The sequence below is a fragment of the Streptomyces sp. FH025 genome, from assembly GCF_017427025.1.
In the GTDB taxonomy this organism is placed as follows: Bacteria; Actinomycetota; Actinomycetes; order Streptomycetales; family Streptomycetaceae; genus Kitasatospora.
This window is the reverse complement of record NZ_JAFLNG010000088.1, coordinates 1-17,512: the sequence shown is the minus strand read 5'-3', so window position 1 is coordinate 17,512 and position 17,512 is coordinate 1. Positions and strand designations below refer to the sequence as shown.

At 71.5% G+C, this 17,512-nt stretch carries 17 protein-coding genes; 8 read left to right on the top strand and 9 right to left on the bottom strand.

Annotated features, from left to right (window positions below; translation table 11 throughout):
• Positions 1 to 117 precede the first annotated feature (117 nt).
• Both J0670_RS09550 and J0670_RS09545 read left to right on the top strand, forming a co-directional pair.
• Positions 118 to 900: a hemerythrin domain-containing protein gene (locus J0670_RS09550; protein WP_207811022.1), complete on the top strand. Its 783-nt coding sequence runs from the start codon at positions 118 to 120 to the stop codon at positions 898 to 900.
• 225 nt (positions 901 to 1,125) lie between these two features.
• On the top strand, positions 1,126 to 1,527 hold the full coding sequence (locus J0670_RS09545; RefSeq protein WP_207811021.1) for a hypothetical protein: 402 nt from the start codon (positions 1,126 to 1,128) through the stop codon (positions 1,525 to 1,527).
• Between the two features lie 52 nt (positions 1,528 to 1,579).
• On the opposite strand, the gene J0670_RS09540 is transcribed toward J0670_RS09545, so the two are convergent.
• Positions 1,580 to 2,173, bottom strand: coding sequence for a hypothetical protein (locus tag J0670_RS09540; protein WP_207811020.1), 594 nt, complete (start codon positions 2,171 to 2,173; stop codon positions 1,580 to 1,582).
• A gap of 68 nt (positions 2,174 to 2,241) precedes the next feature.
• Here J0670_RS09540 and J0670_RS09535 point away from each other — a divergent pair, with 68 nt between their 5' ends.
• Positions 2,242 to 3,204 (top strand): DUF1152 domain-containing protein, encoded by a 963-nt coding sequence (locus tag J0670_RS09535; protein ID WP_207811019.1) that lies wholly within the window; start codon positions 2,242 to 2,244, stop codon positions 3,202 to 3,204.
• Between the two features lie 6 nt (positions 3,205 to 3,210).
• Here the strand turns inward: J0670_RS09535 and J0670_RS09530 are convergent, their stop codons facing one another.
• The 3 genes from J0670_RS09530 to J0670_RS09520 form a co-directional block, all read right to left on the bottom strand.
• Positions 3,211 to 3,756: a DUF1707 and FHA domain-containing protein gene (locus J0670_RS09530; RefSeq protein ID WP_207811018.1), complete on the bottom strand. Its 546-nt coding sequence runs from the start codon at positions 3,754 to 3,756 to the stop codon at positions 3,211 to 3,213.
• A gap of 126 nt (positions 3,757 to 3,882) precedes the next feature.
• Entirely contained in the window at positions 3,883 to 4,431 is a 549-nt protein-coding gene (locus J0670_RS09525; RefSeq protein WP_243436772.1) for a DUF1697 domain-containing protein, read from the bottom strand.
• Positions 4,432 to 4,540: 109 nt separating this feature from the next.
• On the bottom strand, positions 4,541 to 4,897 hold the full coding sequence (locus tag J0670_RS09520; protein ID WP_207811017.1) for an arsenate reductase family protein: 357 nt from the start codon (positions 4,895 to 4,897) through the stop codon (positions 4,541 to 4,543).
• Between the two features lie 154 nt (positions 4,898 to 5,051).
• On the opposite strand from J0670_RS09520, the gene J0670_RS09515 reads away from it, so the two are divergent.
• Positions 5,052 to 6,269 (top strand): cytochrome P450, encoded by a 1,218-nt coding sequence (locus tag J0670_RS09515; protein ID WP_207811016.1) that lies wholly within the window; start codon positions 5,052 to 5,054, stop codon positions 6,267 to 6,269.
• Positions 6,270 to 6,443: 174 nt separating this feature from the next.
• On the top strand, positions 6,444 to 7,532 hold the full coding sequence (locus J0670_RS09510) for a PP2C family protein-serine/threonine phosphatase (protein ID WP_207811015.1): 1,089 nt from the start codon (positions 6,444 to 6,446) through the stop codon (positions 7,530 to 7,532).
• A gap of 412 nt (positions 7,533 to 7,944) precedes the next feature.
• On the opposite strand, the gene J0670_RS09505 is transcribed toward J0670_RS09510, so the two are convergent.
• Complete coding sequence (locus J0670_RS09505) at positions 7,945 to 10,353, bottom strand: FtsX-like permease family protein (RefSeq protein WP_207811014.1); 2,409 nt, start codon at positions 10,351 to 10,353, stop codon at positions 7,945 to 7,947.
• On the bottom strand, positions 10,350 to 11,063 hold the full coding sequence (locus J0670_RS09500) for an ABC transporter ATP-binding protein (RefSeq protein ID WP_374223080.1): 714 nt from the start codon (positions 11,061 to 11,063) through the stop codon (positions 10,350 to 10,352). Before J0670_RS09500 ends, J0670_RS09505 begins: the two co-directional genes overlap by 4 nt.
• Positions 11,064 to 11,076: 13 nt before the next feature.
• On the opposite strand from J0670_RS09500, the gene J0670_RS09495 reads away from it, so the two are divergent.
• Both J0670_RS09495 and J0670_RS09490 read left to right on the top strand, forming a co-directional pair.
• Entirely contained in the window at positions 11,077 to 12,414 is a 1,338-nt protein-coding gene (locus tag J0670_RS09495; RefSeq protein ID WP_243436771.1) for a sensor histidine kinase, read from the top strand.
• On the top strand, positions 12,411 to 13,094 hold the full coding sequence (locus tag J0670_RS09490) for a response regulator transcription factor (RefSeq protein WP_207811012.1): 684 nt from the start codon (positions 12,411 to 12,413) through the stop codon (positions 13,092 to 13,094). Before J0670_RS09495 ends, J0670_RS09490 begins: the two co-directional genes overlap by 4 nt.
• Positions 13,095 to 13,262: 168 nt before the next feature.
• On the opposite strand, the gene glnA is transcribed toward J0670_RS09490, so the two are convergent.
• The gene (gene glnA / locus J0670_RS09485; RefSeq protein ID WP_207811011.1) at positions 13,263 to 14,675 is read right to left on the bottom strand and encodes a type I glutamate--ammonia ligase; all 1,413 of its coding nucleotides are present in this window, start codon (positions 14,673 to 14,675) and stop codon (positions 13,263 to 13,265) included.
• A gap of 274 nt (positions 14,676 to 14,949) precedes the next feature.
• On the opposite strand from glnA, the gene J0670_RS09480 reads away from it, so the two are divergent.
• The gene (locus tag J0670_RS09480) at positions 14,950 to 15,417 is read left to right on the top strand and encodes an RDD family protein (protein WP_207811010.1); all 468 of its coding nucleotides are present in this window, start codon (positions 14,950 to 14,952) and stop codon (positions 15,415 to 15,417) included.
• A gap of 116 nt (positions 15,418 to 15,533) precedes the next feature.
• Here J0670_RS09480 and J0670_RS09475 read toward each other — a convergent pair whose 3' ends face one another.
• Positions 15,534 to 16,232: a DUF4191 domain-containing protein gene (locus J0670_RS09475; protein WP_374120089.1), complete on the bottom strand. Its 699-nt coding sequence runs from the start codon at positions 16,230 to 16,232 to the stop codon at positions 15,534 to 15,536.
• Positions 16,233 to 16,851: 619 nt separating this feature from the next.
• On the bottom strand, positions 16,852 to 17,512 hold a 661-nt coding region (locus tag J0670_RS09470), incomplete at its 5' end, for a lipoyl synthase (protein ID WP_207811009.1).

Genomic DNA, 17,512 nt, shown 5'->3' with positions numbered 1-17,512 from the left:
CCGTGACCTGCGCGTCAATCGGACATTGATTCGCTTCTGATCGACTGCGAGCACCTTGGATGGGGCGGTCCACCACCGGCCGCCCCGTCCGCGCCGCCACGTCGTGAAGAGAGTGCCATGCCGATCCACCTGCTGCCCCAGCCCGCCCTCACCGTGCCCGCGCAGGCGGAGTCCGGGGCCGACTCCCGGCGGACGGACGCGTACGCTCGGGCCGTCGACGAGGAACCGACCACCCTCCGGTTCGCCGGGCTGCGGCTGGTGCACGCCGCCCTGCGCCGGGACCTCGCCCGGCTGCCGAACGCGCTGCGGCTGCTCCAGCCCGACGAGGACGACAAGGGCGAGGCGCTGCTGCGGCACTGGACCTTCCTGACCGCGATGCTGACCTGCCACCACGAGCAGCAGGACACCCGGATCTGGCCGATCGTGCGGCGCTTCGCCCCCGAGCTGCGGCTGCTGCTCAACTGGCTGGAGGCCGACCACCACAACCTGGACCACTCCTTCACCCGGGTCACCACGCTGGTCCGGATCGCCAGCCGAGACACCGGCAGCGCCTGGCCGGTCGCGTACGCGATGGAGGACCTGGCGGCCCGGCTGGAGACCCACCTGCGGATCGAGGAGCGGCAGTTGCTCCCCCGGATGGAGCGGGTGGTGACGGGCAACTCCCGGCTCGGCGGGCTGGGCGAGCTGCTGGACCTGCTGCGCTCGGCGGACGGCCCGGGCACGGCGGACGCGCTGGCCTGGCTGCTGGACGGCGTGGAGCCGGCGCTGGTCGAGCGGCTGCTGGCCGAGTGCGACGACGACGTGGCCCGCAACTGGCCGCACTGGCAGGCCACCTACCAGCGCTGCACCGCGCCGCTGTGGGGGACGGTCGCCGACGGCCCGGGGAGCCTCGCCGACTGACCGGGGGCTCTTTTCGCGGTCGTCGGTCTACGCGCGTGGCATGGGACACTGGCATATGCCCACCGGTTGGCCGATTCCTTGGGAGTCGCCAACTCCATTTGCCCCCTAGGGGATTGGACCCAGACGTCTAAGGGTCCCGACCGTGCGGACCCGGGGGCCGGACCAGGGGAGCCGTACCGCCGACGGCCGATGGCGGGGCTCCCGTCACCTCCTACCGTCGAGACCATGACCACAGCCGGCAGCACAGCCACCCCGCACCGCACCCGGAACCGCCCGCTACCCGCCGTCCGCCGCCCGGCCCTGCTCGCCGCGGCCGCCGTCCTGGCCCTCGGGGCCGGACTGACCGCCTGTGAGGGCGGCGTGGCGCTCTGCCTGGACGACAACAGCTGCACCCTGTCCGTGCGGACGGACGGCGCCGACGCCGTCAAGTCCGTCAAGGTGTTCGGCGGCGACCACCCGCTGGACATGACCATCGGCCACATCACCGACACCACGGCCGAGGTGACCGTCGGCGACGACCGGAAGACCGTCGACAAGGGCACCGAGGCGGCCGTCGGCCGGGTCAAGGTCACCCTGCGCAAGGCCGACAAGGGCGACCACTTCGCCGAACTGCGCGTCACCCGCTGAGACTCGGCACCCCACTGCCCGCCCCGCTTCCCCGGCGCCCTACTCAACCGCCTTACTCCGGCAGGCGGTTGAGCCACTCCATCGGAGCGACCCGGATCGCCGTGTGCGGCGAGCCGTCCCACTCCACCGGAAGGCCGACTGCCTCCAGCGCGGCCACCACGGCCCGGCCGACCTCGACGGTCCGCCGCTCCGACACCTCGCCCGGCTCCTCCCCGGTGCGGAACCCGCCGTAGCGCAGCATCAGCCCGCGCCCGGCCGCGGCCGCCTCGGTGTCCTGCTGGTGGAAGAAGACGAAGCCGTACGAGTCCTCGTCGGCCTCGCCGCCGATCTCCGCGTAGCCGCAGCCGGCGCAGCAGGTGAAGTCCATCGCCGCGACGATGGCCTGATCCTCCAGAAGGTCGAAGGCGTCCACCAGTCGGTCCACGTCCGTGGTCTCCGGCCACTCGGCCTGCTCGGCCAGCCGCTCGGTCCACAGCGGAGCGACGATCCGCTCCGCCTCCTCCTGCGTCAGCCCCTGGTCGTCGAGGACCTCGACCAGGGACTCGGCTATCTCGTCCGGCTCCTGGAAGCCGCACCGGATCAACTCGCGAGCCCGCTCCTGGGCTTCGAGCAGCACGTCGGGGGTGAGCGCCGTGTCCTGGGTCATGCCCGCATCCTCGCACCCGGCACTGACAATCCGTTCCGTGCGTCGCACCGGTGCGCTACCGTCCGCCGGTGACCACTCTGCTGCAGCCCCCGCTGATCACCCGACTGCTGGCCGCCGACCGCATCCTCATAGCCGGGGCCGGCGGCGGCTTCGACGTGTACGCCGGGCTGCCGATCGCCCTCGCCCTACGGGCCGCGGGCAAGGAGGTGCACCTGGCGAACCTCTCCTTCACCCACCTCTACGGCCTGCCCCTCGACGTCTGGGAGGCGCCGGAGGTGGCCCGGATCCGGCCGGACACCCCCGCCCCCGAGGGCTACTTCCCGGAGCGCACCCTGGCCCGCTGGCTGCACCTGCACGGGATGCCCGACACCGTCTGGGCCTTCCCGACGGTGGGCGTGCAGCCGCTGCGCGAGGCCTACCGCGCACTGGTCGGCCGGCTGGGCGTGGACGCGATCCTGCTGGTGGACGGCGGTACCGACATCCTGATGCGCGGCGACGAGGTTGGGCTCGGGACCCCGGAGGAGGACATGGCGAGCCTGGCCGCGGTGGCCGGCCTGTCCGAGGTGCCGGAGCGGCTGGTCGCCTGCCTCGGCTTCGGCATCGACGCCTACCACGGCGTCAACCACTCCCTGGTGCTGGAGAACCTCGCCGCGATCGACCGGGCGGGCGGCTACCTCGGCGCCTTCTCCATCCCGCGCGACAGCCGGGAGGGCGTGCTCTACCTCGACGCGGTCGAGCACGCCCGGGCCGTCTTCCCCGAGCACCCCAGCATCGTCAACGGCTCGGTGGCGGCCGCGCTGCGCGGAGAGTTCGGCGACGTCCGGTTCACCGAGCGGACCAAGGGCGAGGAGCTCTTCGTCAATCCGCTGATGACGCTCTACTTCGGCGTCACGGTCGAGGCGCTGGCCGCCGAGCACCGGTACCTGGACCGGCTGGAGCACACCGTGGTGACCCGCCAGATCGCCACCACCATCGCGGAGTTCCAGGACGAACTGCCCCGGCAGCGGCCGCCCCGCCAGTTCCCGCACTAGGCGTGTTCAGTGCGCGGCGAGCCGGAACTCCAGGTTGCCGAACCGCACCTGGTCGCCCGGCCGGACCCGCACCCCGCCCGCGATCCGCCGCCCGTTGACGTGCGTGCCGTTGGTCGAGCCGAGGTCGTACAGCACCCAGCCGCCGGCCTCGTGCCGCAGCTCGGCGTGGTGCCGGGAGACCGAGGCGTCGTGCAGCCGCAGGCCCGAGCCGGGGATCCGCCCGATCGTCAACTGCCCGGCCCCGGTCTCCGGCAGGCTCAGTCCGGGCAGCCGCTCGGCGTGCCAGGCCCGGTTCAACCGGTTGCCGAAACCGGAGATCCGGCCGACCGTCCGCAGCACGAAGCGCTCGACCGGCCCGCCGGTGGGCAGCCCGGCCACCGCCGCGTCCAACTCGCCGCGGCTGGTGGCCCGCAGGACGATGTCCATCCGCCCGAGGAAGGTGTCGTGCGAGAGCCGGCCGTCGCCCGCGCCGTCGCGCAGCATCCCGAGCGCCTGGTCCCGTTCGGCGTCGGAGGGCCGGACCGCTCCGGTCGGGAACTCAGGCTGCGTCATGGCCCGATTGTCGGCTCGGCCGGCTTCGGCTGTCCAGATCACGCCGGGTTCCGGCACGCGGTTGGTAGGTCACGGAGCGACAGACGCCGGGCCCACCTGAGCGGTTCCCGCACGGGTGGCGGACCGTCAGGCCTTGCGGGCGGCCGCCAGGATCTTCTCCGTGGTGTGCAGGAACCGGGAGGTGACCGACCCCTGGTACGCCTTGCCGAACATCTCCTTGGTGACCCACTTGCCGTCCCGCAGGTGGACCACGATGTACGCGGCCCCCGGATCGGCGCCGAGCACCTCCACGTCGCCCTTCGGCGAGCGGTGCGGCCGGGCGAGTTCGGGCGGCAGCGGCTCGGAGAGGAAGGCGATCACCAGCCGGACGTCCGGCGTCACCGCCACGCCCCCGAACGGCTCGGCGGCCAGCAGCTCGGCCACCTCGTCGACCGTCCGCAGCATCACCGGCACCGGGTAGCCGAGCGACCGCTCCAGGTGCTCCTCGATCCGCCCGGTCAGCGCGGCGCGGTCCGGCTCGGCGGTGGTGAAGAAGACGTTGCCGCTCTGGATGTAGGAGCGGACGTTCCCCAGCTCCAACTCGGCGAAGAGCGCCCGCAACCGCTCCATCCGCACCGTCCGGCCGCCGACGTTGATGGCCCGCAGGAAGGCGATGTACGTGGTCATGGTGGTCATCCCGCCAGTCTCCCACCGGCCACCGACAGTGCCGGCCGCCGCCTGGCACCCGGGGCGGACGGTGGAGCGGATCCGGCTCCACTGACCGGCCCGGGGCCGGGTGGCGCGGCTACGGCAGGACGGACTTGAGGGCCTCGGGCGTCCGGGCCACGACGGCGTGCCCGTCGTCCGCGGTGATGATCGGGCGCTGGATCAGCACGGGGTGCTCGGCCATCGCCGCGATCCAGCGCGCCCGCTCGCCCGCCTCGCGGGGCCACTGCTTCATCCCCAGGTCCTTCGCGACCTGCTCGTCGGTGCGGGTGATGTCCCACGGCTCCAGGCCCAGGCGCTCCAGCACCTGCTCCAGCTCGGCCGCGGTCGGCGGGTCCTCCAGGTAGCGCCGCACGGTGTACTCCACCCCGGCGGCGGTCAGCTCGCCGAGCGCGGTCCGGCACTTGCCGCAGCGCGGGTTGATCCAGATCTCCATGACGTCAACCCTACCCAGCCGCCCCGGGCCCGCCCGGGAACCCGCACGACCGGAACCCGGCCAGAACCCGCCGGGGAACCGGCCCGGCCGGGAACTCCGGCGCGTCCTCCGGTGGTTCACGAACCGGAGCCATCACCTCGGAGGGGAGCACCGGATGGACGGCGCGGCGATCATCGACCAGCTGATGACCACGGAGACCAGGACCGACCCGTACCCGTTGTACGCGAAGGCCCGAGCGCTGGGCCCGGTGGTCCCGGCCGGGGGCGACTTCTACGTGGTCAGCGGCTACGCGGCGGTCAACAAGGTGCTGCGCACCCCCGCCTTCGGCGTCGCGACCGCCGAGATGATGTCCGGCCTGGCCCCCGAGTTCGCCGCGCACTCCTCGCTCGCCCTCTTCGGCCGCTCGATCCTCCAGCGCAACGCCCCCGACCAGCCCCGGGTCCGCTCGCTGATCGCCTCGGTGTTCACTCCCCGCCGGGTGGCCGCGCTGCGCCCGGCGGTGGAGGCGGCCGTCGGCCGGCTGCTGGACGAGATGGCCGAGCAGGGCGCCGACGGTTCGCCGGTGGACTTCATGGACGCCTTCGCCTTCCGGCTGCCGGTCGGGGTGATCTGCGAGCTGCTCGGCGTCCCCGAGCGGGACCGCTACCGCTTCCGGGACCTCGCCTCCGACCTGACCGTCGCCCTGGAGATCACCCAGGACCTCGACGACCTGACCGACGCCGACCGGGCCGCCGAGGAGCTGTCCCGGTACTTCACCGAGCTGGCCGCCGAACGCCTGGCCCGCCCGCAGGACGACCTGGTCAGCGACCTCGCCCGGATCGCCGCCGAGGACGACGGGCGGCTCTCCGCGCAGGAGCTGCTGGCCAACCTGGTGCTGCTGCTGGTGGCCGGCTTCGAGACCACCACCAACCTGCTCGGCAACGGCCTCGCCCTGCTGTTCCGGCACCCGGAGGCGGCCGCCGGGCTGCGCAGCGGCGCGGTCACCCCGGCCGGCTTCACCGACGAGGTGCTGCGCTTCGACTCCCCGGTCCAGGCCACCTCGCGGGTCGCGCTGGACGCGGGCCTGTCCGTCGAGGGCGTGCCCGTCCCGCCCGGCGGCGTGCTGACCCTGCTGATCGGGGCGGCCAACCACGACCCGGCCCGGTACGACCGCCCCGAGGTGTTCGACCCGACCCGCACCGACAGCCAGCCGCTGAGCTTCGGCGGCGGCCCGCACTTCTGCCTGGGCTCCCAGCTGGCCCGGCTGGAGGGCGAGATCGCGATCCCCGCCCTGCTGGACCGCTTCCCGAGGCTCGCCCCCGGCGGCGTCCCCACCCGACGGGACCGGCTGGTGCTGCGCGGCTTCGAGACCCTGCCGGTGACCGTCCGCTGACGGCCGAGTGACCCTGTGCTTCCGGGGCCGGGATTTGGCTCCTTGGGCCCCGGAGACCAGGACGTTCGGCGTTCCTGACCGGGGCGTTCGTAAGGGACGATGGAGGGACTTAACCGGCCATACCGGGCCCTTCCTCCCGGACCGGCCAGGCCGGTCAGCCAGGAGGTCCCCGCCGTGTCAGCACCCCGCCCGCCGCAGCTCGCGGTCGCCCAGCCCCGGGTGCCGCGCTGGGTGCCCTGGCTGCCGGTGCTGCTGCTGGTCCTGGACCTGATCGCCGAGGCCGTCGTCCCGCGCGCGGTCGCCGCCGGCTTCCTGCTGACCGCCCTGCCCGTGGTGGCCGCGTTCAGCTACGGTCCGGTGCTGACCGCCACCGCCACGGTCGGCGCGCTGGGGCTCCAGCTCCTGCTGGCCCTGCGCGCGGACCACATCAGCGAGCAGCACCACGTCTGGGTCTACATCGCCACCCTGCTCTCCGGCGCGATGGGCACCGTCCTGTCCTGGCAGCGCACCCGGCAGAACCGCACCCTGCTCCAGGCCCGTACGGTCGCCGAGACCCTCCAGCGCACCGTGCTGCGGCCGGTGCCGGAACGGGCCGGCGGCCTGCGGGTGGCCGGCCTCTACCGACCGGCCCAGGCCGAGGTGCTGGTCGGCGGCGACCTGTACGAGGTGTGCGACACCCGCTTCGGCGTCCGGGTGCTGCTCGGGGACGTCCGGGGCAAGGGCCTGGGCGCGGTCCGTACGGTCGCCGACGTGCTGGGCGCCTTCCGGGCGGCCGCGTACGACACCCAGGGCCTGGTCGAGCTCGCCGACCAGCTGGACCGAGCCGTCCTGCGCGACGCGGCCGACCGCGGCGACGACGAGCTCTTCGTCACCGCCGTCCTGCTCCAGTACCGGCCCGGCGCCGACTGCGTGGAGATCGTCAACCGCGGCCACACCACCCCGCTACTGCTGGCCGGGGGCGCCATCGCCCCCGTCGCCTGCGCCGACGAACTGCCGCTCGGCCTCGGCCACCTCAGCCCGGACGAGGAGCGCTGCAAACCCACCACCGTGGCCCTGCCCCCGGGCCACACCGTCCTGCTCTACACCGACGGCGTCAGCGAGGCCCGCGACGCCACCGGCGCGTTCTACCCCCTCGCCCCGCGCCTCGCCGCCCTGGCCAGCACCGCCCCGGACCGGGTGGTCTCCTTCCTGGCCCGCGACGTCCACCAGTACGCCGGCCTCCTCGCCGACGACCTCGCCGTCCTCGCCCTCACCCCCGAGTAGGCCCTGGAAAACGCCCGCGGGGGCGCGGACGTGACGTCCGCGCCCCCGCGGGGCGGTGTGCTTCCTACAGGTCGTAGTTCTGATCGAACATGCTTCTGACCTGCGGAAATGATGGTCGCATGGAAGATCATTTCACAACCAGTGCACACACGGCGGCCTCAACGGACGAGACGCGATGAGCAGGACCGAGCAGTGACGAGGGATCGCGTTGGCTGGCCGCTGCAGGCCGCTACGCAGTGCTACCGGACTTCGAACCGGCTCGTATGCGCCGTCCACATAGCTCGCGCCGGAATGCCGACCTCCCGGGGGGATCAACCGGGGGAGGTCGGCATTGGCGTTCTTGCCGCGCCGTGCAGTGCCCAGCACCGCTTTTGCCGCGGCGACCAGCGGCTCTGCTTGGTCCTGCTCGGTCCTACTCGGTCCGCAGCGCGGTGGCGGTCCGCGACCGGGCCGCCCAGCCGGCCGGTAGCAGTGCGCCGAGCAGGGCGATCACGATCCCGCCGGCCAGCAGGGGGATGAGCAGCCCGGCGGTGTAGGTGTGGGACACGCTCGGCGGCAGGTGCCGGCCGATCGCGTTGCCCATCGGGGTCAGCGTCGCCTTCTCCACCGCGACCCCGAGCGGGACCCCGATCAGCCCGGCGATCAGGCCGGTGAGTGTCACCGAGGTCAGCACCATCGCGATGGTCTGTTTGGGTGTCATCCCGAGGGCCTTGAGGATCCCCAGATCACGGACCCGCTCCCGGGTGTCCTGCACCACCATGCTCAGCACCCCGAGCGCGGCGACCGCGATCATCATCAGCGTGAGCGTGGCCACCAGGGCGCCCATGGTGATCATCACGATGTTCTTGCCCGAGCTCGAGTTCGACTGGACCGAGGCGTTCAGCGGGGTCAGCGCGGCGGCGGCCGAGGTGGACCAGTCCGATCCGTTGACGTTCGAGGCCAGCTCGACGTTGAACTGGTCGATGTGCGGGGGCAGACCGGCGGCGGTGAAGGTGGCCGCATCCGTCATGACGGTGTAGTCGCCCTGGTTGGTGTCGAAGTTGATGCCGACGACCTTCAGCGGCAGTTGCTTGTTCTGCTGCGTCACGGTGACGTCGTCACCGACGTGGATCCCCGCCGTCGTGGCCAGCTTGTCGCCGACCACGGCCTCGCCGGGCGCCGAGTACCAGCGGCCGGACACCAGTTCCAGGTGCGTCCAGGAGAAGTCGCCGGTGACCGTGAACACCTTCGGCGGTTCGCCGCCGGGCGGAGCGCCGACCATGGCCGCGCCGCTTTCGCCCCAGCCGAACGCGGCCTTCGTGCCCGGGATTCCGGCGAGCGCGGCGGCCACCTTGGCGGCGTCCAGGTGCGGGGTGCGCGGGTCGTTGGGGCCGTAGAGACCCCAGGGCACGCCCACGTCGGCTGTGGGTTCCACGATCTCCGACGCGACGTTGAAGCCTGAGGTGCTGGCGTCCAGGTACTTGTTGAACCCGGTCTCCAGCCCCACCGCGAACGTGACACTCACCACGCCGAACAGCACCGCCGCACCGACCAGTACGGCCCGGGCCGGCCGGGCGAACGGCTGGGCCAGCCCCAGCGACATGGCCCGGGGCAGCGGCAGCCGCGAGGCCAGACGCTGCGCCGCCTGACCGCCCCCGGCCTTGGGGGCGCGGCCGACCACCAGGGCCCGCACCGTCGACATCCGGCCGGCTCGCAGTGCCGGGATCAAAGCTGTGACGCCGACGAGCAGCAGGGTGCCCAGCGACACCACGGCGCTGACCCACAACGGAATCGTGGTACTGGCCGCGCCGAGCTGCTTGGTGGCCTCGTCCAGGATCGGCACAGCCAGGAGGTTGCCGAAGACCGTGCCGAGCACCACGCCGAGTGTCGCCGGGGTCATGGCCTGCGCGGTGTAGGCGCGGGCCACCTGCGAAGGGGTGAAGCCCAACGACTTCAGAATCCCGATGCGCCGGATTCCCGAGGACACAGCCCCGCTGACCACGATCGAGATGATCAGCGCCGACATGAACAGCCCGAGGATCCCGAAGCCGATCAGGAACGGCACGTAGGCCTTGGCGTTGCCGGTCGCCTGCTGCTCCGTGGTCAGGTACGACTGTCCGCCCTCGACCGCGCCGGCCGGCGCGGCGGCGGCCACCGCCTGCTTGTCGGTGGCGATGTCGGTGGCGGTCCCGGCCTCGGCGAACCGGTAGAGCATCTGCTCGTCGGACTTGGCACCGGCGGCGGTGAGCCGCGCGAAACCGTCGGCGGTGGCGAAGGCGGTCGCGCTGTCGGTCACCGAGCCGCCGAAGCCGACGACCTTGAACGACGGCTTGCCCGGCAGAGAGGAGAACACCACTGAACTGCCGAAGCAGTCGGTGGCATAGTGCTGCCACGGCAGGGCGATCTCGTCCGGGCTCGTCGGCCAGCGCCCCTGGGTCAGCGCCAGTTGGTCCATCCCGGAGGTGCTGCCCAGGTCGGGCCGGGTGGTGACGGTGATCGGATGGTTGTCAGTACCGGCGAAATCGTTCTTGGGGCAGTCCGTGCCGACGGTTGTGTCCAGGGCGGCGGCGATCGGGTACGGCCCGGACGCCTCGGTGACGCCGGCGGCGTGCGCGGTGGCGGCGGCCTGCGCGGCCGTGACCTTCGAGCTGTCGAACTGGACCGCCAGGTGTGCCCCGTTCCGAGCACTGAAAGCGTGCTCGAACGGGGCCTGCACTACGGCCAGCAGACCGAGGGAGAGTACTGAGGACGTCACCGCGGCGAACGTCGTCAGGGCCATGACGAGGGACTGGACCCGGCGGCGGCCCACGCCGGAACGTACGACCTTGCCCAGGGCGCTCACCGGACCGATCCCGCCGAGCTGTTGACGGTGGCGCCGCCGGCCGTGTTGACCACGTCCCGGGCCACCGTGCCGTCCACCAACTCGATCGTGCGGCTCGCGGTGCTCGCGGCCAGCTGCACGTCGTGGGTGACCAGCAGGATGGTCTGGCCGTCGCTGTTCAGCTCCAGCAGCAGCCGGCGCACGTCCTCGGCCGAGCTCGAGTCCAGCGCGCCGGTCGGCTCATCGGCCAGCAGCAGCGCCGGCTCGTTCATCAGGGCCCTCGCCACCGCCACCCGCTGCCGTTGCCCACCGGACAGCCGCTGCGGATAGGCCTTGACATGCCGGTCGATGTCCAGCGAGCCGAGCAGCTCGACGGCCCGCCGCTCCGCTTCGCGCTTGCCCATCCCGGCCAGCTGCGCCGGAACCATGACGTTGTCCAACACGGTCAGGTCGTCCAGCAGGTTGAAGAACTGGAAGATCATGCCGATGGAAGCCCGGCGGTACTTCGCCGAACCGGCCTCGCCGAGCTGGTCGACGCGGGTGCCGTCGACGGTCACGGTGCCACTGGAAGGCTTGTCCAGACCCGCGATCAGGTTCAGCAGCGTGGACTTGCCGCTGCCGGAATGGCCGAGGATCGCCACGCACTCACCAGCCGCCACGGACAGGCTCACCCCGGCCAGCGCGGGCGGGCCGTCGTCGTACTTCTTCGTCGCGTCTTGGAGATCGATCATCGGCTCGTTCGTCATGGCCATGAACCTAGGAACGGACCATGCCCCATCGCGTCGGCCGGCGGATGTCACCTCTTCCCAGGCCATCGGCCCGGGAGCGTATTCGGCGTACATCCCCGGGGCGACGCGCAGCGCCGACGCCACTGAATACGATCTCTGGATGGAACAGCTTCTCCAGCGTCTCTCGACATCGAAGCGCGTGATCGGGCTGACGTCACAGGCCGTGGTACTGGCCACCGCCTGCTTGTACGCGCTGATGCTCCCCTTGACGATGCCGACCCCTGAGTACGGCCTGTTCCGGTTCCCCGACCTCGAGCCCGCCCAGATGATCGGTCTGTACATCGTGCTCGCCCTGCCGGTTCTGCTGGTGCGCCGTCTGCCGGCGGCGGTCTTCGCGGCGGTCCTGGGCGAAGCAGTTCTCGGCGAGGCCTTCGGCGCGCGGCCCTCGATCGTGTTCGTCCTGCTCGTCGGCTTGGTCGGGTACCTCGCCGTCCGGCGGCCGAAGGCTGCCGCCGTCGGCTCCGTCGCGGGCGTCGCGGCCGCGCTCGTCAACGACATCCACACCCGCGAGCAGTCCGTCAGCGACGCGGTCCAGTGGGCCGGGGGGTTCGCGTTGTGGTTCGCGGTCGCGTGGGTCTTCGGCAGGGTGTACCGCAAACGCCGTGAATACCTCGAAGCCCTGCAGGAGCAGACCGCGGCCCGCGTCGTCATGGCCGAGCGGCTGCGGATCGCCCGCGAACTGCACGACAGCGTCGCGCACAGCATCGGGATCATCACGGTGCTGTCGGGAGCGGCGGCGCGGGTCGTGGAGACCAAGCCCGAGCAGACGCGGCAGGCGCTGACCGGCATCGAGACCACCAGCCGGGAGACGCTGCTGGAGCTGCAGCGCATGCTCGGGGCGCTCCGCCGCGCCGAGCCGGACGACGCCATGCCGCAGGCCGCGCCGCTGGCGCCGTCCGGCAGCCTGGCCGACGTCCCGCAGCTGGCCGAACGCACGGCCGGCGCCGGCGTGCGGGTTCATGTGACCTGGCGGGGCGAGCGGCGTCCACTGCCACCGGAGATCGAACTGTCGGCGTTCCGGATCATCCAGGAGTCGGTGACGAACGTGGTGCGGCATTCCAGGGCGCGGACGTGTCGGGTCGCGGTCGGTTACGAGCCGGAAGGGGTGACGATCGAGGTGGTGGACGACGGGGACGGTCTGGGCGGGCCGGGCCGTCCGAGGCTCTCCGCGGCCAGCGGGAGCGGCTTCGGTCTGCTCGGCATGCGCGAGCGGGTGACGTTGCTGTCCGGCCAGTTCAGCGCGGGCCGGCGTCCGGAGGGCGGATTCCGAGTGGCTGCGAGGCTCCCGGCATGAGCGTGCGGGTGCTGCTGGTCGACGACCAGCCGCTGATGCTGGTCGGGCTCGGGATCCTGATCGGCGACACCGACGACCTGGAGGTGGTCGGTGAGGCCGGCGACGGCTGCGAGGCGGTGCGCCTGGTGCGTGAACTGCGGCCGGACGTCGTGGTGATGGACATCCGGATGCCGGGCATGGACGGGATCGAGGCGACCCGGCAGGCGACCGCCGAGCCGGACCCGCCCAAGGTCTTGGTGCTGACGACCTTCGACGACGACGAGTACGTCTACGGCGCACTGCGCGCCGGGGCCAGCGGATTCCTGCTCAAGAGCATGGCCCTGGACGCGATCCTGGAAGCGATCCGCGTGGTGGCCGCGGGCGACGCGCTGATCGCGCCGAGCGTGACCCGACGGCTGATCGCGGACTTCGCCGGAACGTCCGTCCGCGCGGCCCCCGAACCGGACGCCGGGCCCGCCGCGGACTCGAGTCCCATCGCGGGGATCACCGACCGGGAGCGCGAGGTGCTGGCACTGGTCGGACAGGGACTGTCGAACACTGAGATAGCCGAGCGGCTGGTGATCAGCGCGGCGACCGCGAAGACGCATGTCGCGCGCCTGTTCGCCAAGCTCGAAGCCCGGGACCGCGTCCACCTGGCGATCACCGCCTTCGAGGCCGGACTCGTGCCGCGTAGACGGTAGGGCAGGATGAGAAGAACGGTCGAGACCATGCGTTCGGCCACCACCAGCTCGTCCCGCTCGACCCGCACCTCGCGCGAGTCGGCAACCTAGCGTTTCCGCAGGTCAGCGAGTGCTGACCTGCGGAAACGCTGAGAGATCAAACTGCGTTTCCGCAGGTCAGAGGGGGTCCTACAGGTCGTAGTAGAGCTCGAACTCGTGCGGGTGGGGCCGGAGGGCGATCGGGGCGATCTCGTTGGTGCGCTTGAAGTCGATCCAGGTCTCGATCAGGTCCGGGGTGAAGACGTTGCCGGCGAGGAGGTACTCGTGGTCGGCCTCCAGGGCCTCCAGGACGGCGGGGAGGGAGGAGGGCACCTGGGGGACGTTGGCGTGCTCCTCGGGGGCCAGCTCGTAGAGGTCCTTGTCGACCGGCTCCAGCGGCTCGATCTTGTTGCGGATGCCGTCGAGGCCGGCCATCAGCATGGCGGAGAAGGCCAGGTACGGGTTGGAGGAGGGGTCGGGGGCGCGGAACTCGATGCGCTTGGCCTTGGCGTTGGAGCCGGTGATCGGGATGCGGATCGCGGCGGAGCGGTTGCGCTGCGAGTAGACCAGGTTGACCGGCGCCTCGAAGCCCGGGACGAGGCGGTGGTAGGAGTTCACCGAGGGGTTGGTGAACGCCAGCAGCGAGGGTGCGTGCCGGAGCAGGCCGCCGATGTAGTAGCGGGCGGTGTCGGAGAGGCCGGCGTAGCCCTGCTCGTCGTAGAAGAGCGGGGTGCCCTCGCTCCACAGCGACTGGTGGACGTGCATGCCCGAGCCGTTGTCGCCGAAGATCGGCTTCGGCATGAAGGTGGCCGTCTTGCCGTTGCGCCAGGCGACGTTCTTGATGATGTACTTGAACAGCATCAGGTCGTCGGCGGCGTGGAGCAGGGTGTTGAACTTGTAGTTGATCTCCGCCTGGCCGGCGGTGCCGACCTCGTGGTGCTGGCGCTCGACCTCCAGGCCGGCCTTGGCCAGCTCCAGCGACATCTCGGCGCGCAGGTCGGCGAAGTGGTCCACCGGCGGGACGGGGAAGTAGCCGCCCTTGTACTTGACCTTGTAGCCGCGCACGTCGCCCTCGGCGGCGCCGGTGTTCCAGGCGCCCGCCTCCGAGTCGATGTGGTAGAAGGACGCGTTGGCGCTGGTCTCGAACCGCACCGAGTCGAAGACGTAGAACTCCGCCTCCGGCCCGAAGAAGGCGGTGTCCGCGATGCCGGAGGAGGCCAGGTAGGCCTCGGCCTTCTTGGCGACGTTGCGCGGGTCGCGGCTGTAGGCCTCGCCGGTGACCGGGTCCTGGATGAAGAAGTTGATGTTGAGGTGCTTCTCGGCCCGGAAGGGGTCGAGCCGGGCGGTGGCGAGGTCCGGGACCAGGGCCATGTCGGACTCGTGGATGGCCTGGAAGCCGCGGATCGACGAACCGTCGAACATCAGGATCTCGGACGGGTCGAAGGTCGCCGCAGGTACGGAGAAGTGCTGCAAGACGCCCGGCAGGTCGCAGAAGCGGACGTCGACGAACTTCACGTCGTTGTCCTGGATGAACTGCTTCACTTCGGCGGCGTTGTTGAACATCCATCCTCCTCGGCGTGCGAATTGGGCTCACCATAGGAATGGGGCGTTTCCAGTCGGTGACCCTCTCGTTTCCTAGATGTTAACCACGACCGTCGGGGTGGGTGCCAAAGTCGTACGGGACGGGGCAAAACGCCCGCCGACCTGCGCGGCGTCGGCAAAGTGGTCTGGACCAGTTGGTAAGCCCGGTGATCGGGATTCACCCGGTCGTGGAGGAAGCCGCGCCCGCGGGGGAGCCGGTGCGGGCCCGGGGCGTGAGCCCGGTTAGTGTGGATTCGTGGACACCAGAGAAGCGTTGGGATCGTGGATCGACGGCCCCAAGGCGGCCGCCGAGAAGATGGGCGCCGACTTCGGCTACCGCGGCGAGCGCCTCGGACTGCCCAAGGAGGGCTCCGGCTCGATCGCCGGCCCCGGCCGCCGGATCGGCGCCCTGTTCGTGGACGGCTGGCTGGTCGCCCTGATCTCCTACGGGCTGATCGCCAGGGGGGACCAGGCCGAGGCCAACCTGTGGACCAGCCCGCTCTACTTCGTGGTCGCGGCGCTCCTGCTCTCCACCACCGGCACGACCGTCGGCAAGCGGCTGTTCGGCCTCCGGGTGGTCCGGCTGGACGGCGGCCGCGCGACCATCCCGCAGGTCCTGCTGCGCACCCTGCTGCTCTGCCTGGTGGTGCCGCCGCTGGTCTGGGACCGCGACACCCGGGGCCTGCACGACAAGGCGGTCGGCACCGTCGAGGTCCGGATCTGACAGCCGTCGCGACAGCGGCCGCAACACGACAACCGCAACACGGCAACCGCCGCCACGATGCCGAACGGCCCCGCTGAGGAATCAGCGGGGCCGTTCGGCGTCGTCGGGGGAGGGGGTCAGCGGACCTGGCCGCCCTTGGGCATCCGGGCGCCCTTGGGCATCGGGCCCTTGGGGATCGGCGCCTTGGAGAGCAGGTCGCCCAGCGCGCGCAGGCGGTCGTTGGTCTCGGTGACCTGGGCGGCGGTGATGGCGCGGGGCAGACGCATCAGGTGGATCTGGAGCTTCTTCAGCGGGATCTCGCCCTCGCCGTTGCCCACCACGATGTCGTGCACCGGCACGTCGCCGACCACGCGGGCCATCTTCTTCTTCTCGGAGGCCAGCAGCTGGCGCACCCGGTTCGGGTTGCCCTCGCCGATCAGCGCGATGCCGGCCCGGCCCACCGCGCGGTAGACCGCGTCCTGGTTGCGGGTGACCGCGACCGGGGTGGTGCTGGAGCTCCAGCCGCGCCGGATGTTGTTCAGCACGGCCGCGACGGCGCCCGGCTGCCCCTCCATCTGCCCGAACGCGGCACGCTCGGCCCGGCGCCCGAAGACGATCGCCATGGCCAGCACGGCCACGATGAAGCCCAGGATGCCCAGGTAGACGGGATGCTCGATCGCGAAGCCGATGGCGAGGAACACGCCGAAGGTCAGCAGGCCGACGCCGGCGATGATCAGGCCGATCTTGGTGTCGACCTTCTTGGTCATGGTGTACGCCAGACGGATCTGCTTCAGCCGTCCGGGGTTCTCGGATGTTTCCCTCGCCATAACGCTCATGGTACGTGGCACGGGTACGGGATATCCAAGCCCGGGTACCCGTTCGCCCGAACCGTGACCCGTACGTCCGCGCACCATCGCGCACAGCGACGCCGGAGCCTCAACTCCGCACGGACCGTGCCCTCGTCGCCCCGGGTGTTCCCGTGGGCCCCGCCGGCCGTGTCGGTCCCGCCGGCCCCCCTGGCCCTGCCGCTCCCGCCGGGCCCGCGGTTCCCGCGCTTCTCGCAGCCGAGGCGTCGTGCCGGCGATCCGCCGCGTACTCGCGGTTCTCGCACACCGCCGCCCAGGCGTTGCGTCGTGCCCGCCGCTGGCCGGGCGCCAGCAGGACGCTCTCGGCGAACCGCAGCGCCGTCCCCACCGAACGGATCCGCATCCGCATGCCGAACAGCTCCTCCCGTGATCCGAGGAAGACGTGGCTGAGAAGACTGACTGAGAAGACTGACTGAGGAGAGTGCTTGGGGCGAGTGGCTGAGAAGAATCGAACACCCACCAGGCGTCCATCCTCCCCACACCGTGTTACCAGCCCGTGACCAGGCAGTCAAAGCGGGGTGAAAACCGAAAGGGCGGAGCCGTGGCTCCGCCCTTCGAATGGCTCAATGGCCCGAAACCGACGTCGGTGTCAGACCGCGGCCTGCTCGCGCCGCTCCAGTGCCTGCCGGTACAGCCGCCCGGCCCGGTACGACGAACGCACCAGCGGGCCCGACATGACGCCCGCGAAGCCCAGCTCCTCGGCCTCCTGCTGGAGCTCGACGAACTCCTGGGGCTTCACCCAGCGCTCCACCGGGTGGTGGCGCAGCGAGGGGCGCAGGTACTGGGTGATGGTGATCAGCTCGCAGCCGGCCCCGACCAGGTCGGCCAGCGCCTGGCTGACCTCCTCGCGGGTCTCGCCCATGCCCAGGATCAGGTTGGACTTGGTCACCAGCCCGGCCGCGCGGGCCTGGGTGATGACGTCCAGCGAGCGCTCGTAGCGGAACGCCGGGCGGATCCGCTTGAAGATCCGCGGCACCGTCTCGACATTGTGCGCGAGCACCTCGGGACGGGAGGAGAAGACCTCGGCCAGCTGCTCGGGCACCGCGTTGAAGTCGGGGATGAGCAGCTCGACGCCGGTGCGGCCGCCCGCGCGCTCGGCGGTCATCGCGTGCACCTGGCGCACGGTCTCGGCGTACAGCCAGGCGCCGCCGTCCTCCAGGTCGTCGCGGGCGACGCCGGTGATGGTGGCGTAGTTGAGGTCCATCGTGACGATGGACTCGGCGACCCGGCGCGGCTCGTCGCGGTCGAAC

Bases quoted from the DNA above. Each gene is read 5' to 3' on its own strand.
- J0670_RS09475 (WP_374120089.1), bottom strand. From the start codon at position 16,232: ATGAGCGTTATGGCGAGGGAAACATCCGAGAACCCCGGACGGCTGAAG.
- J0670_RS09500 (WP_374223080.1), bottom strand. From the start codon at position 11,063: ATGATCGATCTCCAAGACGCGACGAAGAAGTACGACGACGGCCCGCCC.
- J0670_RS09545 (WP_207811021.1), top strand. From the start codon at position 1,126: ATGACCACAGCCGGCAGCACAGCCACCCCGCACCGCACCCGGAACCGC.
- J0670_RS09530 (WP_207811018.1), bottom strand. From the start codon at position 3,756: ATGACGCAGCCTGAGTTCCCGACCGGAGCGGTCCGGCCCTCCGACGCC.
- J0670_RS09515 (WP_207811016.1), top strand. From the start codon at position 5,052: ATGGACGGCGCGGCGATCATCGACCAGCTGATGACCACGGAGACCAGG.
- J0670_RS09525 (WP_243436772.1), bottom strand. From the start codon at position 4,431: ATGACCACCATGACCACGTACATCGCCTTCCTGCGGGCCATCAACGTC.
- J0670_RS09520 (WP_207811017.1), bottom strand. From the start codon at position 4,897: ATGGAGATCTGGATCAACCCGCGCTGCGGCAAGTGCCGGACCGCGCTC.
- J0670_RS09490 (WP_207811012.1), top strand. From the start codon at position 12,411: ATGAGCGTGCGGGTGCTGCTGGTCGACGACCAGCCGCTGATGCTGGTC.
- J0670_RS09550 (WP_207811022.1), top strand. From the start codon at position 118: ATGCCGATCCACCTGCTGCCCCAGCCCGCCCTCACCGTGCCCGCGCAG.
- glnA (WP_207811011.1), bottom strand. From the start codon at position 14,675: ATGTTCAACAACGCCGCCGAAGTGAAGCAGTTCATCCAGGACAACGAC.
- J0670_RS09540 (WP_207811020.1), bottom strand. From the start codon at position 2,173: ATGACCCAGGACACGGCGCTCACCCCCGACGTGCTGCTCGAAGCCCAG.
- J0670_RS09495 (WP_243436771.1), top strand. From the start codon at position 11,077: ATGGCCATGAACCTAGGAACGGACCATGCCCCATCGCGTCGGCCGGCG.